The 15893-nt window shown below is 62.6% G+C and carries 15 protein-coding genes; 8 read left to right on the top strand and 7 right to left on the bottom strand.

From position 1 onward, the window contains the following. From N436_RS28230 to N436_RS28215, 4 genes are all read right to left on the bottom strand, one after another. Nucleotides 1-688, bottom strand: a 688-nt coding sequence (locus N436_RS28230; protein WP_146232687.1) for a type VI secretion system Vgr family protein, incomplete at its 3' end; no start/stop codon positions are given. 13 nt (nucleotides 689-701) lie between these two features. Then, nucleotides 702-1550, bottom strand: a complete 849-nt coding sequence (gene icmH, locus N436_RS28225; protein WP_110742488.1) for a type IVB secretion system protein IcmH/DotU — start codon at nucleotides 1548-1550, stop codon at nucleotides 702-704. A gap of 246 nt (nucleotides 1551-1796) precedes the next feature. Next, the gene (locus N436_RS28220; RefSeq protein ID WP_110742487.1) at nucleotides 1797-2615 is read right to left on the bottom strand and encodes a phosphatase PAP2 family protein; all 819 of its coding nucleotides are present in this window, start codon (nucleotides 2613-2615) and stop codon (nucleotides 1797-1799) included. 2 nt (nucleotides 2616-2617) lie between these two features. Continuing rightward, on the bottom strand, nucleotides 2618-3307 hold the full coding sequence (locus N436_RS28215) for a histidine phosphatase family protein (protein ID WP_110742486.1): 690 nt from the start codon (nucleotides 3305-3307) through the stop codon (nucleotides 2618-2620). A gap of 276 nt (nucleotides 3308-3583) precedes the next feature. Here N436_RS28215 and N436_RS28210 point away from each other — a divergent pair, with 276 nt between their 5' ends. The 8 genes from N436_RS28210 to N436_RS28175 all read left to right on the top strand — a co-directional run bounded on the left by N436_RS28210 (nucleotide 3584) and on the right by N436_RS28175 (nucleotide 12784). Then, nucleotides 3584-4333, top strand: coding sequence for a gluconate 2-dehydrogenase subunit 3 family protein (locus N436_RS28210; RefSeq protein WP_110742485.1), 750 nt, complete (start codon nucleotides 3584-3586; stop codon nucleotides 4331-4333). A gap of 3 nt (nucleotides 4334-4336) precedes the next feature. Then, nucleotides 4337-6121, top strand: coding sequence for a GMC family oxidoreductase (locus N436_RS28205; RefSeq protein ID WP_060499914.1), 1785 nt, complete (start codon nucleotides 4337-4339; stop codon nucleotides 6119-6121). A 12-nt stretch (nucleotides 6122-6133) separates the two neighbouring features. After that, nucleotides 6134-7381, top strand: a complete 1248-nt coding sequence (locus N436_RS28200; protein WP_110742484.1) for a cytochrome c — start codon at nucleotides 6134-6136, stop codon at nucleotides 7379-7381. A 264-nt stretch (nucleotides 7382-7645) separates the two neighbouring features. Further along, complete coding sequence (gene ptxS, locus N436_RS28195; protein WP_110742483.1) at nucleotides 7646-8665, top strand: transcriptional regulator PtxS; 1020 nt, start codon at nucleotides 7646-7648, stop codon at nucleotides 8663-8665. Between the two features lie 66 nt (nucleotides 8666-8731). Next, nucleotides 8732-9505, top strand: coding sequence for a sugar phosphate isomerase/epimerase (locus N436_RS28190; protein ID WP_110742482.1), 774 nt, complete (start codon nucleotides 8732-8734; stop codon nucleotides 9503-9505). Continuing rightward, on the top strand, nucleotides 9498-10448 hold the full coding sequence (locus N436_RS28185) for a sugar kinase (RefSeq protein WP_110742481.1): 951 nt from the start codon (nucleotides 9498-9500) through the stop codon (nucleotides 10446-10448). Before N436_RS28190 ends, N436_RS28185 begins: the two co-directional genes overlap by 8 nt. 58 nt (nucleotides 10449-10506) lie before the next feature. Then, nucleotides 10507-11799 (top strand): MFS transporter, encoded by a 1293-nt coding sequence (locus N436_RS28180; protein ID WP_016714062.1) that lies wholly within the window; start codon nucleotides 10507-10509, stop codon nucleotides 11797-11799. A gap of 10 nt (nucleotides 11800-11809) precedes the next feature. Next, nucleotides 11810-12784, top strand: a complete 975-nt coding sequence (locus N436_RS28175) for a D-glycerate dehydrogenase (RefSeq protein ID WP_110742480.1) — start codon at nucleotides 11810-11812, stop codon at nucleotides 12782-12784. Between the two features lie 49 nt (nucleotides 12785-12833). On the opposite strand, the gene N436_RS28170 is transcribed toward N436_RS28175, so the two are convergent. The 3 genes from N436_RS28170 to bamA all read right to left on the bottom strand — a co-directional run. Further along, on the bottom strand, nucleotides 12834-13799 hold the full coding sequence (locus N436_RS28170; protein ID WP_105947663.1) for an endonuclease: 966 nt from the start codon (nucleotides 13797-13799) through the stop codon (nucleotides 12834-12836). 14 nt (nucleotides 13800-13813) lie between these two features. Further along, the gene (locus N436_RS28165; RefSeq protein ID WP_110742479.1) at nucleotides 13814-14197 is read right to left on the bottom strand and encodes a hypothetical protein; all 384 of its coding nucleotides are present in this window, start codon (nucleotides 14195-14197) and stop codon (nucleotides 13814-13816) included. A 105-nt stretch (nucleotides 14198-14302) separates the two neighbouring features. Next, nucleotides 14303-15893: outer membrane protein assembly factor BamA (gene bamA / locus N436_RS28160; RefSeq protein WP_110742478.1), on the bottom strand; the 1591-nt coding region annotated here is incomplete at its 5' end.

Raw genomic sequence — 15893 nt, 5'->3', positions numbered from 1 at the left:
AAGGCCTGGCCTGATTGCCGCCGCTGGTGGCGTGGTACAGCACCTGGTTGGGGTCGATGTCGTCCGGCTCGAAGAAACCGTCGTCCGCGTCGTCGGCCTGGATGGCGCCCAGGCTGATCTGCCCCAGCGCCAGCAACCGGTCGGTGATGATCAGCGTGTGGCCTTTTGGCGTGTGTTCGAAGCGGTAGACGAAGCCTTCTTCGGCAGCCAGGCGGGCGATGAAGTCGAGGTCGGTTTCACCGGCCTGCACGCAGAACTCGCGCACCTCGTGTTTGTCGATGCTCTTCAGCGTGTAGCCGGTGATGCCCTGGCGCTCGAGCATGATCTGCAGAATCTGAGGCACGGTTTTCTGCTGGAAGATGCGCCAGTTCGAGCGCAGCCCCGCGCGGGCCAGCACGGGTTCGACCAGAGCACGGTAACGGGTGCGGTGAAAGCCCGTTTCGCCCTGGCTGAAGGTGCTGACCAGCCCGTGCACATAGCGCAGCGGGCGTTCACCACGCCAGATCGTGAACAGCACCGGCTTGTCGAGCAACTGGCCGAAGTCGACATCGTCTTCGAAGCTGATCAGTTCCAGCTGCAACTGGAACGGCGTGCTGATGGCCTCGTCCAGCTCGAACGACACGACCTCGAACTCGCTGCGGCCAACCAGCGGCTGGAAGGTAAAACGCAAATCGGTTTGGCTAGGCATGTGGCGTCCCCTGCTACTGCTGCAAGATGGCGTCGAGCGATTGCAGGACTTCGGCGGTGATCAGGTCGAGGCGGTAGCTGTAGTAGCTGTAGGTGCAGACCATAGCGATGGCCGAGAGCACCAGCGGGCTCCACCAGGGCCACTCCCAGCGCCGCCCGCGGTAGGGGCGATGGACGACGTTGGTGTAGGGATCGCACACCGCTTCGGGCGTGGGGCCGCGCAGTTCGCGGATGACCTTGTGCATGCGCGAGATCAGGGCCTTGATGATGTCGTCACACTTGGGATCGAGGGCGTGCTTGCCGCGCAGGCCCAGGCAAATGCAGAAGTACAGGAACTCCAGTACATCCTGAAATTCCTTGGGCGACTGCATGACCCGTTCGAGCAGCACGAAGATTTTTTCGCCGCCCTGGGTTTCGTCGTGGAAGATGCTGAGCAGCGGTTCGTGGCTCCAGCACGAATTGTTGCCCCAGGGGCGGCTCATCACGGCCTCGTCCAGGAACAGGCACAGGCCGTAGGAGTAGACTTCCTGCTGGGCAACGGGGTAGCCGTGCTGCCGGATTTCTTCGCGGATGTTACTGACCTGGTTTTGCACGGCCTTGTGCACATAGGCGATGTTGGGCAGGTCGTCCAGCGTGCTCAGGCGAATGGCCAGGCCGAACAGCGGGGTGGCGGCGTCGAGCATCAGGTTTTCGAAGCCGCCGCGTAGCTGGAACTGCGGGTCGGCGGGGTAGCCGAGTGGCTCCGTGGCGTGTTCAGGGCCAGCCCCGCGGTGAGGCTGCTGGGCAGCCTCTATATCCTCAAGCAGAATTGGCTTTTTCATGGCGGGCACAGGCTTGTCGGTGCCGTCGGACTGTCTGGACATCCATAATCCTCGTCAGTTAACAGATCAGGCTCACGCAATGACCGCGCACTTTCCATGCGGTCGCGCACAAGTATCTTGCGAAAGCCTGAAGACTAACGAGGAATCAATAGGCAGGGGAGATTGAAACTTCCTAAAGCGCTGTAGGAAGTTTCGCTAAGGTTTATTTTAAAAGTATTATTAGCAACTAAGTGGATGACAGGTGCCTGTCAGATTCCACTATCCCCGTGGCTGGGAGACAAGGCCGCTCTACAAGGGCTGCGCCATGGCAGCGTCATGAATGACCGGGCTGTGCTCTGGCGCCTGCAACGCGATGCGGCCATAGAAGAACAACGCCGTTACCCAGGTTGTCAGCCAGACAAAGATCCCCGCCCAGAATGTATGGGACATATAGTGCCAGCCCTGCAGTACCCGTGTTGTACCGTACACGAACCCGATCAGCAGAATGACCGCCAGCAACTTGCGCGCCTGTGCCCAGCGATGACGCAATGCCACGAAATACAGCGCCAGCAAGGTAAACCCGCTGGAGGCATGGCCACCCGGCCAGCAGCGGCCATCGCCGGCCTTGTTCCACCAGGAGAAGTTTTCGAACCATTCAACGCGGGCCTGCGTACCGCCATACAGTGTGGTTTCCACCGGGCAATACACACTGGTGTGGCTTTTCAGGTAATGAATCACGGTCGTGCTCAGTGCAAACGCCACGACCACGAACAGCAAGTCGCGCCGGTGTTGGGTGGTGAAGCGCAGCACGGGTGCGATACGGGCTTTTTCCAGTACCCGGGTCAGGCCCCGTTGGGGACGGTTGGCCAGGCGCGGCCAGATGAACGACAGCAAGCTGCCGATGACTGCCAGTTCACCCGTCCAGTCCGGCAGGATGCGCGGCCACTTGTGGGTGACCTTCTCGAACCATTGATTGTGCAGCAGCGGGAACTGACCGGTGGTGGGGTCGAGCAGCAGGTTGCTGATCCAGCGATCGAGCTCGGTGAGGTCGAATGCCATGAACACAATGGCGGCCAGCAACAGCGGCAGTATCAGGTTGTTGCGGTAGAACGCGGCGCGGGAGGGCATGTTCACAGCTCCTTGGCATCAACGAGTTTGCGCCATTCACTGGCAGCCATCTGGCCCAGCAGCGTTGCCTTGCCATCGCTGCCCTGGGTGATGAACAGGGCACTGGCATAGCTGTTCGACGTCGCGCTGGCGGGTACCTGGAGCGCTTGCTCCAGCTGTTCCATGCAACCGCTGTGGCTGACCAGCACGAGGTTGTGGCCGGCCCGCTTGTGGCCAAAGGCGTTATCGGCAAAGTGCCCGTCACACTGGTTAAGCCAGCCTTGCGTGGCAACGGTTTTACCAAACATGGCTTGTGCGGTTTGTCGGGTGCGCACCTCCGGGCTGCTCCACACGTCGGATGACGCCAAGCCAAGGTGTTGCAGGCCTTGGCCTACAGCGGCGGCCACCTGGCTGCCCGCAACCGTAATGCCGCTGGGGTCACCCAGGCAGGCACCTCTGGACCGGTCGCAGCGTTCGGCATGGCGCAGTACCACAATCACCGAGCCTTTTGCCCAAGCGGCCTCCAGCCCACTGCGTTGCAGGTGGTGCGGGTTGCCCAGGTTGGGGACGGCCGTGCGGGCATGCGCCCAGGCTGCTGCCACGCACAGGACGAACAGCAGGCACAAGACTGCGAATAGCGCTGTGCCCCAAGGTAACCGGTGTACCTGCACACGGCGTGAGGCGGGGAATTTGTCGATAACGCCTTGCAGCATGTTTGCCACTCCAGTCAGCTCGCTCCATTACGAGAGCGTCGGCACTGTAGGTAGCAGGATGTCGGTAGAGAGTGAGGCAGATGTGAAAAAAGCCTTGGCCCCACAGAGCTCTGGCCTTGCTGCAGCGATGAAAAGTCAATCATGAAACCGGTTTCAAAACATTTCTGAACGCGCTAGATTATTCGGCTGTCTTCTTGATGGCCTATCAAGATCACCTCTCCATTGAAAACCAGATGGCGCTTATCAAGGCCGCCCCAGAGCCGATGAGGATTCCCAATGCCTGAGCATGCCCCAGACAACCCGCGCAGGGATTTTCTGCGCAAGACCTTGACCCTGATCCCTGTCGTTACCGTGGCCAGCACAGGGCTGGGCGTGGGTGCCAGCCAACTGCTTGCGGCCCCGCAACCGCAGCAACAGCCAGCGAACGTGCCGGCCACGCCACCGGCGGGTAACTATCAGCCGACATTTTTCAGCGCCGAAGAGTGGGCGTTTCTGCAAGCCGCCGTGTCCCGCATCATTCCGGCCGACGAGCTTGGCCCCGGCGCGCTTGAAGCCGGCGCTGCCGAATTCATCGACCGGCAGATGAACACGCCGTACGCCACTGGCGCTCAGTGGTACATGCAAGGCCCTTTCAACGCCGACGCAGCGCCAGAGCTGGGCTATCAGCTGCAGCTCAGCCCGCAGCAAATCTACCGCCTGGGCATCGCTGCCGTGGACGGCTGGTGCAAGGCCAATTCCGGGCAAGTTTTTGCTGAGCAAGATAGCGCTACCCGAGACCGTATTCTCGGCAAGATCGAGGCCGGAGAGCTGGTTTTCGACACCGTGCCGGCCAAGGTGTTTTTCAGCTTGCTGGTGCAGAACACCCGCGAAGGGTTTTTCTGCGACCCGATCCATGGTGGCAACAAAGGCATGGTCGGCTGGACCCAGATCGGCTTCCCCGGCGCCCGCGCCGACTTCATGGACTGGGTTGAGCGCAACGAGCCTTACCCGTTCCCGGCTATATCGATCCGCGGCGAGAGGGCCTGAGGCATGGCGACTGTGTTGAATAAAGTGGATGCGGTGATTGTCGGCTTCGGCTGGGCCGGTGCGATCATGGCCAAGGAGCTGACCGAGGCCGGGTTGCAGGTGGTGGCGCTGGAACGTGGGCCGATGCAGGACACCTACCCGGAAGGCAGCTACCCGCAGGTGATCGACGAGTTGACCTACAGCGTACGTAAGAAGCTGTTCGTCGACGTGTCTAAAGAAACCGTCACCGTCCGCCACAGCATGAACGATGTGGCACTGCCCAATCGTCAGCTCGGCGCTTTCTTGCCGGGCAAGGGCGTGGGCGGCGCGGGCTTGCATTGGTCGGGTGTGCACTTTCGGGTAGACCCGGTCGAGTTGCGCATGCGCAGCCACTACGAAGAGCGATACGGGCGAAAGTTCATCCCCGACGACATGACCATCCAGGACTTTGGCGTCACTTACGAGGAGCTGGAGCCGTATTTCGACTTCGCTGAGAAGGTGTTCGGCACCTCTGGCCAGGCCTGGACCGTTAACGGCCAGGTCGTGGGCGAAGGGAAGGGCGGCAACCCCTATGCGCCGGACCGATCGAGCCCGTTCCCGCTGCCTGCGCAGAAGAACGTGGTGTCGGCCAGGTTGTTCGAAAAGGCCGCCACCAGCTTGGGCTACAAGCCTTACAACCTGCCATCGGCCAACACCTCCGGGCCATACACCAACCCCTACGGGGCACAGATGGGGCCGTGCAACTTCTGTGGTTTTTGCAGCGGGTACGTGTGCTACATGTACTCCAAGGCCTCGCCCAACGTGAATATTTTGCCGGCGCTGCGCCAAGTGCCCAACTTCGAGCTGCGGCCCAATGCCCATGTGCTGCGGGTGAACCTGGACGACAGCAAGCGCAAGGCCACTGGCGTCACCTACATCGATGCCCAGGGGCGCGAGGTAGAGCAGCCTGCGGAGTTGGTGATCCTGGCGGCGTTCCAGTTCAATAACGTGCGCCTGATGCTGCTTTCCGGCATTGGCAAGCCTTACGACCCGGTGAAGAACGAAGGCGTGGTCGGGCGTAACTTTGCCTATCAGAACATGGGCACGGTCAAGGCGTTCTTCGACAAGGACACCTACACCAACAATTTCATCGGCGCGGGTGGCAACGGCATCGCCATCGACGATTTCAACGCCGACAACTTCGACCATGGCCCGCACGGCTTCGTCGGCGGCTCACCGATGTGGGTGAACCAGGCTGGCAGCCGGCCGATTGCCGGCACCGCCAACCCGCCGGGCACGCCGGCCTGGGGCAGTGCCTGGAAGAAAGCCACAGCCGACTACTACACCCATCAGGTATCGATGGACGCCCATGGCGCCCACCAGTCGTACCGTGGCAATTACCTGGACCTGGACCCGACTTACCGCGATGCCTATGGCCAACCGCTGCTGCGCATGACCTTTGACTGGCAGGAAAACGACATCAGGATGAACCAGTTCATGGTCGACAAGCTGAGCAAGATCGCCCAGGCGATGAACCCCAAGTCCATTGCGGTACTGGGCAAGAAGGTCAAAGACCACTTCAACACCGCCAGCTACCAGACCACCCACCTGAACGGCGGCGCGATCATGGGCACCGACCCCAAGACCAGCGCCCTGAACCGTTACCTGCAAAGCTGGGACGTGCATAACGTGTTTGTCCCGGGCGCTTCGGCGTTCCCTCAGGGCCTGGGTTACAACCCGACCGGTCTGGTGGCCGCGTTGACCTACTGGTCGGCCCGCGCCATCCGCGAGCAGTACCTGAAAAACCCCGGCCCGCTGGTCCAGGCTTGAGGAGCGATGAGCATGAAGACAATGTTGATCGCAACCCTGCTGCTGGGGGCCGCGACGGCTGTGCAAGCCACCGCGAATGATGATGCCCAGGTGCGCCAGGGCGAGTACCTGGCCCGTGCCGGTGACTGTGTGGCCTGCCATACCGCCAAGGGCGGCCAGCCCTTTGCCGGCGGCCTGCCGATGGAAACGCCGATCGGCACGGTGTACTCCACCAACATCACCCCGGCGACCAGCGGCATTGGCCAGTACAGCTTCGAAGACTTCGACCAGGCCGTGCGCAAGGGCATCCGCAAGGACGGCAGCACCCTGTACCCAGCCATGCCATACCCGTCTTATGCGCGCGTCAGCGAGCAGGACATGCAGGCGCTGTACGCCTACTTCATGAAGGGCGTGGCGCCCGTCGAACAGGCGAACAAGGCCAGCGACATCCCCTGGCCGCTGAGCATGCGTTGGCCGCTGGCTGCCTGGCGCGGCCTTTTCGCGCCCGAGGCCAAGCCGTGGCAGGCAACGGCTGCTGCCGACCCGGTGGTGAACCGTGGGGCGTATCTGGTCGAGGGCCTTGGCCATTGTGGTGCCTGCCATACGCCGCGGGCGCTGACCATGCAGGAAAAGGCCCTTAGCCCGGCAGATGGCGAGCAGTTTCTGGCCGGCAGCGCTCCGCTGGAAGGCTGGATTGCCAAGAACCTGCGTGGCGACCACAAGGACGGCCTGGGCAGCTGGAGCGAGGGGCAGTTGGTGCAGTTTCTCAAGACCGGGCGCAGTGATCGCAGCGCCGTGTTCGGTGGCATGAGCGACGTGGTCGAGCACAGCATGCAGCACCTGAGCGATGCCGACCTGACCGCGATCGCCCGTTACCTGAAGACCCTGCCGCCGAGCAACCCAGAAGACCGGCCGCACGTCTATGACAAGCAGGTGGCAGATGCGCTGTGGAAGGGCGATGACAGCAAGCCAGGGGCGGCGGTGTACATCGACAATTGCGCAGCCTGCCACCGTACCGATGGCCAGGGTTACATCCGCGTGTTCCCGGCTTTGGCCGGCAACCCGGTGGTGCAGACTGCGGATGCCACGTCGCTGATTCATGTGGTGCTGGCAGGGGGCACGGTACCGGCGACGCACACGGCGCCTTCGAATTTCACCATGCCGGCGTTTGGCTGGCGCCTGAGCGACCAGGAGGTTGCCGAGGTGGTGAATTTCATCAGGAGCAGCTGGGGCAACCAGGGAAGCGCCGTCACGGCCGCTGATGTGAAGTCGCTTCGCTGACTTCTCCAGCTGCACCCTGATCCACTGTGGGAGCGGGTTCACCCACGAATGCGGCGGTAGATTCTACATCGCATTCGTGGGTGAACCCGCTCCCACAGTTTTTTGGTTGAAATTGTATTTGCATCAATCAGTTAATTTGCTTATCTAACCTCGAATATCATGGTTGTTTTAACATTGCCGACCAACGGAAGGTTGACGAACTGCCGCAGTTTTGCTGTATTGAAACCGGTTTCATCGCAATCACAACAATCATAAGGACTGCCCATGACCGACGCGCCTGCCCATGCCCGCGAACGGGTCACCATCAGCGAAGTAGCGCGTGTCGCTGGCGTTTCCAAAGCCACCGTTTCCCGTTACATCGGTGGTGACCGCCAGTTGCTGGCCGAAGCCACGGCCAAGCGCCTGGAAGAAGTCATCGAGCGGCTTGGCTATCGCCCCAACCAGATGGCCCGCGGCCTCAAGCGCGGCCAGACGCGACTGATCGGCATGCTGGTAGCCGATATTCTCAACCCCTATTCAGTGGCCGTGATGCATGGCGTGGAAACCGCCTGCCGTCAGCACGGTTACAGCCTGGTGGTGTGCAACACCAACCGCGACGACGAGCAGGAGCGTCATCACCTGGTGGCCCTGCAGAGCTACAACGTCGAAGGGCTGATCGTGAACACCCTTGGCCATCACCCCGGCGAACTGCTCAACCTGCAGCGTGACATCCCCATGGTGCTGGTCGATCGCCAATTGCCCGAGCTGAATCTCGACCTGGTTGGCCTGGACAATGCCGACGCGGTCGAGCAGGCCCTCGACCACCTGCAGGCACAGGGCTACCGCGATATCCTGGCGGTCAGCGAACCCCTCGATGGCACCAGCTCACGCCTGGAGCGGGTGCAGGCATTCGGCACGTCGGTCAGCCGTCGTGCCGGCATGCGCCAGCAGGTGCTGGAAATCGGCGCCGGGCTGGAGGGGCAGCTGGCGTCATTCCTGGCCAGCCGTGGCCATGGCCCGCAAGCCATCTTCACCTTCAACGGCGTTGCAACCTTGGCAGTGACCCGGGCCTTGCACGAAGCCGGGCGCAACCTGTTTGCCGACGTCGGGCTGATCGCCCTCGACGACCTTGACTGGTACCCCTTGGTCGGTAATGGCATCACTGCACTGGCGCAACCCACCGAGCGTATCGGTGTGGCGGCTTTCGAAAGCCTGCTTGGCCGCCTGCGGGGCGACAGCGGGGCGGCCCGGCGCATCGACTTCAAGGCCGAGCTGATCATCCGAGGTTCAACCCAACCCCAATAAGCAACGGCAGGCTGGCGCCTGCTGCTGTCGACTAAAAATGAAACCGGTTTCATAAGGACAAGAACAATGCACACGAACCCCGTTTCCATCAGCCTCTCCAGCTACGGCGCCGACTTCGTGCGGCAACGTGGTCAGGAGCAGTTCCTTGACCTGCTGGCCGCCGCTGGCGTTAGCCGTGTGGAGTTGCGCGAAGAACTGTTTGCCAGTGCGCCGGACGCGACAGCGCTGGGCGCTGTCATTGCCGCATTGCGCCTGGAATGCCTGTACTCGACACCCCTGGAGTTGTGGACCGCGCAAGGCGTACCCGACCCGCTTGTGGTGCAGAAGCTGGAGCTCGCCCGTGCGTTTGGCGCGGTAGCGCTCAAGGTGTCCTTGGGGCACTTCACCGCGCGTTGCGATGTCGCCGCCCTGGCAGCGCTACTGCCCGCACAGGGGCCGCTGCTGCTGGTGGAAAACGACCAGACGGAACACGGTGGCAGGATCGAACCGCTGCTGCAGTTCTTCCGGCATGCCGACCCGCTTGGGCTACGTCTGGGCATGACCTTCGATATTGGCAACTGGCAATGGCAAGACGAGTCTGCAAGGCAAGCCGCGCGTCAACTGGGCCGCTGGGTGCGCTATGTGCATTGCAAGGCTGTGGAGCGCCGGGCCGATGGCAGACGGGTTGCCATACCGCCGCAAGCCGCTGACCTGCAAGCATGGGCAACGCTGATGGCCGAGTTCTCCCCTGGCGTGGTGCGCGCTGTCGAATACCCCCTGGTTGGCGACGACCTGCTGGCGCTGACCCGTGCCCAGGTGCGTAGCCTGTCTGCACTGGGGGCGGAGGTGGCCCATGCATGAGCATGACGTGCTGTGTTTTGGTGAAACCATGGCCATGTTCGTTGCCGAGCAAACCGGCGACCTGGCCAGTGTCGGCCAGTTTGGCAAGCGCATTGCCGGCGCAGACAGCAATGTGGCGATCGGCCTGGCGCGGCTGGGGTTCAAGGTGCGCTGGTTGAGCCGGGTCGGTGACGATTCACTGGGCCGTTTCGTGCTCGACAGCCTGCAACGCGAAGGCCTGGACTGTTCCGGCGTGGAAGTGGATAGCCACTGCCCCACGGGCTTTCAGCTCAAGGCCCGCTGCGATGACGGCAGCGACCCGGCTGTGGAGTACTTCCGCCGTGGTTCGGCGGCCAGCAAGTTGTCACCCGAACGGCTGCGTGCAGAACTGTTGCAAGCGCGTCACCTGCACGCCACTGGCATTCCGCTGGCGCTGTCGGACAGCTGCCGGGCCCTGTCCCACGCGTTGGTCGACGCCATGCGTGCAGCCGGTCGCAGCATCTCGTTCGACCCCAACCTGCGCCCCTCGTTATGGCCTGATCAAAACAGCATGGTGCGCGAAATCAATGCCCTGGCGGTCAAGGCCGATTGGGTTTTACCGGGCCTGGAAGAGGGCCGGTTGCTGACCGGCCGGCACACCCCGGCAGACATCGCCGCGTTCTACCTCGACCAAGGGGTTGAGTTGGTGGTGATCAAGCTGGGCGACGCCGGTGCCTACCTGCGCAGTACCAAGGGGGAAGGCCAGGTAGCAGCCGTGCCCGTCAGCCGTGTCGTGGACACCGTCGGCGCCGGTGATGCCTTTGCCGTCGGCGTGCTCAGCGCGCTGCTGGAGGGGCGCGCAGTGGCCGAGGCGGTGGCGCGCGGCAACTGGTGCGGCAGCCGTGCCGTGCAGTCACGAGGCGACATGGAAGGGCTGCCGCTGCGCCACGAGCTGGAGGCCTTCGACCTGCGCAGAAGCGCGTGACCCCTTAACCCCGAATCACCTGTTGCAACAAAAACAACAAGCTCAGGAGAAACAAACCATGCAAAGCCAAAGCCTGGCACCTCGCCGCTGGTGGTACATCATCCCGATTGTGTTCGTCACTTACAGCCTGGCGTATCTGGACCGCGCCAATTACGGTTTCGCTGCAGCGTCCGGCATGGCCGAAGACCTGCACATCACCCCGGTGCTGTCTTCGCTGTTGGGCGCACTGTTCTTCCTCGGTTACTTCTTCTTCCAGGTGCCTGGCGCCATCTACGCCGAAAAGCGCAGTGTGAAGAAGCTGATTTTCGTCTGCCTGATCCTCTGGGGTGGCCTTGCCACACTCACGGGCATGGTCAGCAACGTCTACATGCTGATTGGCATCCGCTTCCTGCTCGGGGTGGTGGAGGCCGCCGTCATGCCGGCGATGCTGGTGTACCTGTGCCATTGGTTCACCCGTGCCGAGCGTTCGCGTGCCAATACCTTCCTGATGCTGGGCAACCCGGTGACCATTCTGTGGATGTCGGTGGTGTCGGGTTACCTCATCAAGCATTACGACTGGCGCTGGATGTTCATCATCGAAGGCTTGCCAGCCGTGATCTGGGCGTTCTTCTGGTGGCGCTTGGTCGACGACCGCCCGGCCCAGGTGAACTGGCTGAGCGAGCAGGAAAAAGAAGCCCTGCAACAGGCGCTGGCTGCCGAGCAGCAGGGCATCAAGCCTGTGAAGAACTACCGCGAGGCGTTCCGTTCGCCGCAGGTGATCATCCTGGCGCTGCAGTACTTCTGCTGGAGCATCGGCGTTTATGGCTTTGTGCTGTGGCTGCCGTCGATCCTCAAGCAGGCGGCCAATGTCGATATCGTGCAGGCCGGCTGGCTGGCCTCGGTACCGTACCTGGCGGCGGTACTGGCGATGGTGGGCGTGTCCTGGGCGTCGGACCGCCTGCAAAAGCGCAAGCGCTTTGTCTGGCCGCCGCTGTTGGTGGCCGCGGTGGCGTTCTATGGCTCGTACGCCTTGGGTAGCGAGCATTTCTGGCTGTCGTATGCGTTGCTGGTGCTGGCCGGCGCCTGCATGTATGCACCCTATGGCCCGTTCTTCGCAATCGTGCCCGAGATCCTGCCGGCCAACGTCGCAGGCGGGGCCATGGCGCTGATCAACAGCATGGGCGCGCTGGGTTCGTTCGGCGGCTCGTGGCTGGTGGGCTACCTCAATGGCGCCACCGGCGGGCCGGGCGCTTCTTACCTGTTCATGTGCGGCGCGTTGCTGACCGCCGTGGCGCTTACCGCCGCACTCAATACGTCACAGACATCTGGCCGCGCCAAGCGCAACAGCACGCGGCTGGCCATGAACCCTTAGGAAACCTGCAATGAAGAAGCGAATCGTCCTGTATAAACGCCTGTCTGACGACTTGATGACCCGCCTGCAAGATCGCGTCGAGGTCACCTGGGTGGATACCGCCCGGCCCGACGGCCAGGCCCGCCTGCGCGACGCATTGCCGGGCGCGCATGGCTTGCTGGGTGCCAGCCTGCGCCTGGATGCCAGCCTGCTCGACCTGGCGCCACAGCTGGAAGTGGTGTCCAGCGTATCGGTCGGCGTGGACAACTATGACATTGCCGAGCTCAGCCGGCGCGGCGTGATGCTGACCAACACGCCCGACGTGCTGACCGAAACCACTGCCGATACGGGTTTTGCCTTGATCCTGGCCACTGCCAGGCGGGTGGTGGAATTGGCGAACTGGGTACGTGACGGCCACTGGCAGGCCAACCTGGGCCCGGCGCATTTTGGTTGTGACGTGCATGGCAAGACGCTGGGCATCGTCGGCATGGGCCGCATCGGCGAGGCCTTGGCCCGGCGAGCGGCTGCCGGCTTCGGGATGCGCGTGCTTTACCACAGCCAGCGGCCCAAGCCCGAGGTGGAGGCGCGCTATGCCGCGCGCCAGTGCAGCCTGGATGAGTTGTTGCAGCAGGCGGACTTCGTGTGCCTGACCGTGCCGCTGAGTGCCAGCACCGAAGGCCTGATTGGCGCCCGGGAGCTGGCGCTGATGAAGCCTGAGGCGATCCTGGTGAACATCTCGCGTGGGCGCGTGGTGGATGAGCCTGCGCTGGTCGATGCGCTGCGGGCCAAGCGCATACGGGGTGCGGGGCTGGATGTATTCGTGCAGGAGCCGCTGTCCACAGATTCGCCGCTGTTGCAGCTGGATAACGTGGTAGCGACCCCCCACATCGGCTCGGCAACCCAGGAGACACGCCAGGCCATGGCGCGTTGCGCGGTAGACAACCTGCTCAGCGCGCTGGCCGGCGAACGGCCGGCGAACCTGGTGAATGAGGTGTGCAGGTCGTGAGAGCAAGGGGCCGCCATACGGCCCCGTTGCTGTGCAGCTGAGCGGGCACTTATCGGCAGTTACCGGCTTTGCGATAGCCCGCAGCCTGCGCCTCACCCTCGGTGGCGAAGGTCACCTGGTTCTTCGCGGCTACCTGGTTGTAGCCCGGGCAGCCAACAGACAGGTGATACACATGGCTGTTGCGGTTGCCAAGCACAGCCCCGACCGACGCGGCACTGGCCAGGCTCGGCTTCGCCTCAGCCTTGGCGGCTTTTGCTGGTACTGCCTGAGCAACGCCACTGCCAGCCGGCTTGTAGTCGGCAGTCCATTTGCGTTCGCCACTCACGAACGGGTTGGCATGGCCCATGATCGCGGCAATACGGCGGTCGCGTTCTTTTTCCCAGGCCGACACCGGGTGCTGCTTGTCCCAGGCCATCAACAGCTGTTGCTGCTGGCGCGACATGCTCAGTTGGTAGCGGTCGAACATGTAGAACGTGGTACGCGCCACCAGGCCTTTCACTTCATCACGCGGCTCTGCAGCGCGCTGGACGAAATCGACCTTGGTGGTGCACTGGCCGTATTCGCCGGCATTGCCGGCAACCATGCCGTAGTTGAAGTTGCTGCGGTCACCATTCACCTCGCCCACTGCCGGGTACAGGTTGAACAGGTCGGCTTCCATGGCACGGAACACCGGGTCGTTGTCCACGCAGTGCTCGCGGCCGCCGTTTTTCCAGCACTGACGCTGGTTGCCGAAGGTGTAGGCGGGCACGATGTGTTCCCACTCGGTACGCTCGGCGCGGTTCTGCTGCTTGCGGGTCTGGTAACCACACGAGGCCGCATCGATGCGCCCACCGGACTTGCCCACCCAGGTCCACTTACAACCGCAGTACAGGTCGCCCATGGCGCTGCTGGCCTGGTCCAGGTACACCTTCTGCTTGGCCACCACCTTGGCTTCGGTGAAGGTTGCCGGCGGGTTGGCCAAGGCGGGCAGGGTAAAGGAAAACAGTAAGGTTACGGCGTAAAGCAGTGATTTCATGAGAAAAACATATTTCAGGATGGGGCGCGCATTGTAATGGTTTCCCCGTGGCTGGCCAGCTCGCGGAGCCACACCAAGGGTCGGCCTGGGTCGTCGCTGGCCATACGGTTGAACGTGGCTGAGTCGAGCATGTCCCTGACCTGGGTGCCCATGCGCAGCAGGCGCTCGATGAAACCGGCGCCGACGTCGCCATAGTCTTCCAGTGAAACACCGCTCTGATTGTGCTGGATGGCCAAGTGGTAGTGGCTGACCCCGGCACCTTCGCCACTGCCGCCCAGTACCACCGTGAAGCGCGGGCCGAGCAGGCTGGCCAGGCGCTGCTGGACCAGGTCCAGCAGCGCGAGCGGGACTTCATCGTGTCGCAGTGCGTTGGGAAAGCAAGGTGTGAAAGGTGGCATGGGCGTGTCCTGCTGGGCAGAGTTCGAATGCTGGCCAGCTTAGGCAAGGTGACTGTCAACTTGGGTTAAGCAGGGGTAAAAGCAGGTAATGTGCACCGTCGGTGATCAGAAGGTCTGCCCCAGCGAGAACTGGAAAATCTGCGTTTCCGCGTTGTCCGGCTTTTTCAGCGGTGCCGCCAGGCTGAAGCTCAGCGGCCCCATCGGGCTGTACCAGGTCACGCCAACCCCCAGCGACACGGCCATCTGCGCCAGGTCCACGCTGCCGCAGCCCTGGGTGGTCGACAGATAGCAGGTGTCGGCATACACGTTGCCGGCATCGACGAACACCGAACTGCGCAGCTGGCTCTGGTCCTTCACGAACGGCAACGGGAAGATGTACTCGGCGCCACCGGTAATCAGGATATTGCCCCCCAGCACATCGGTATCGCGGTCGGAGTAATAGGCTTGGCCGGCGCTGGCATAGGTGCCGGTGGCCGGCGTGTTGCGCGGGCCGAGGCCCCCGTCCTTGAAACCGCGCACCGAACCCAGCCCACCTGCGGTGTAGCTTTCGTAGAACGGCAGGCCGTCGGTGGAGCCGTAACCGTTGCCGTAGCCCAGGCTGGTGTGCAAGCGCAGCGAGGTTTTGCTGGTCACCGGCAGGTAGGTCTGGCCGTTATAGTCCAGTTTGTAGAACGACAGGTCGCTACCAGGGGTGGTGGCCATCAGCGTCAGGCTTTGCGAGTGGCCACGGGTGGCCAGCACGCCTTTGTTGAGGGTGGATTCAGACCAGCCGATCGACGCTTTGAGGTTGTTGAAACTCTTGCCTTCCCGGGCGATGAAGTCGTAGATCTCGTCGGCGCTGTAGGTGCCGGGCGAGATGTCGTCGTGTTGCAGGGTCAGGCCATAGGTCAGGCGCGATGTTTCGTTGATCGGGTAGCCAAAGCTGACCCCGGCGCCGTAGCTGTTGATTGCATAGTACGAAACGCCATCGTCGTAGTAGTCGCTGTAGTCGGTGCTGCTGTAGAAGGCGTTGTAGCCCAGGCTGACGCCGTCGGCGGTGAAGTAGGGGTCGGTGAAGCCGAAGTTGTACTTGGTCTGGTATTCGCTGCGGGTCAGGCCGATCGACACCTTGTTACCGGTACCGAGGAAGTTGCTCTGGCTGATCGAACCACCGAGGATCAGGCCGGCGCTCTGGGCGAAACCGACGCTGGCGGTGATCGAACCGGAGGCCTGCTCTTCGACGCTGTAGTTGACGTCGACCTGGTCGTCGGTGCCCGGCACCGGTGGGGTCTCTACGTTGACTTCCTTGAAGAAGCCCAGGCGTTCCAGACGGGTCTTGGACTGGTCGATCAGGTAGGTCGAAGCCCAGCCACCTTCCATCTGGCGCATTTCGCGACGCAGCACTTCGTCTTCGGTCTTGGTGTTGCCGCGGTAGTTGATGCGGTTGACGTAGGCACGCTTGCCCGGGTCGACCACGAACATGATGTCGACCGTGTGGTCCTGGTCGTTCGGCTGAGGCACGCCGTTGACGTTGGCGAAGGTATAGCCTTCGTTGCCCAGGCGGCGGGTGATCAGCTCGGACGTGGTGGTCATCACCTTGCGCGAGAACACCTGGCCCGGCTGCACCAGCAGCAGCGACTTGACCTGGTCTTCCGGCACTTTCAGGTCACCGGACAGCTTCACGTCGCGAACGGTGTACTTCTCGCCTTCGTTGATG

Origin of the sequence: Pseudomonas sp. RV120224-01b (assembly GCF_003208145.1) — a bacterium.
Lineage (GTDB): Bacteria > Pseudomonadota > Gammaproteobacteria > Pseudomonadales > Pseudomonadaceae > Aquipseudomonas > Aquipseudomonas monteilii.
The sequence above is the reverse complement of the archived record's forward strand: the minus strand, read 5'-3'. Positions and strand labels throughout refer to the sequence as shown.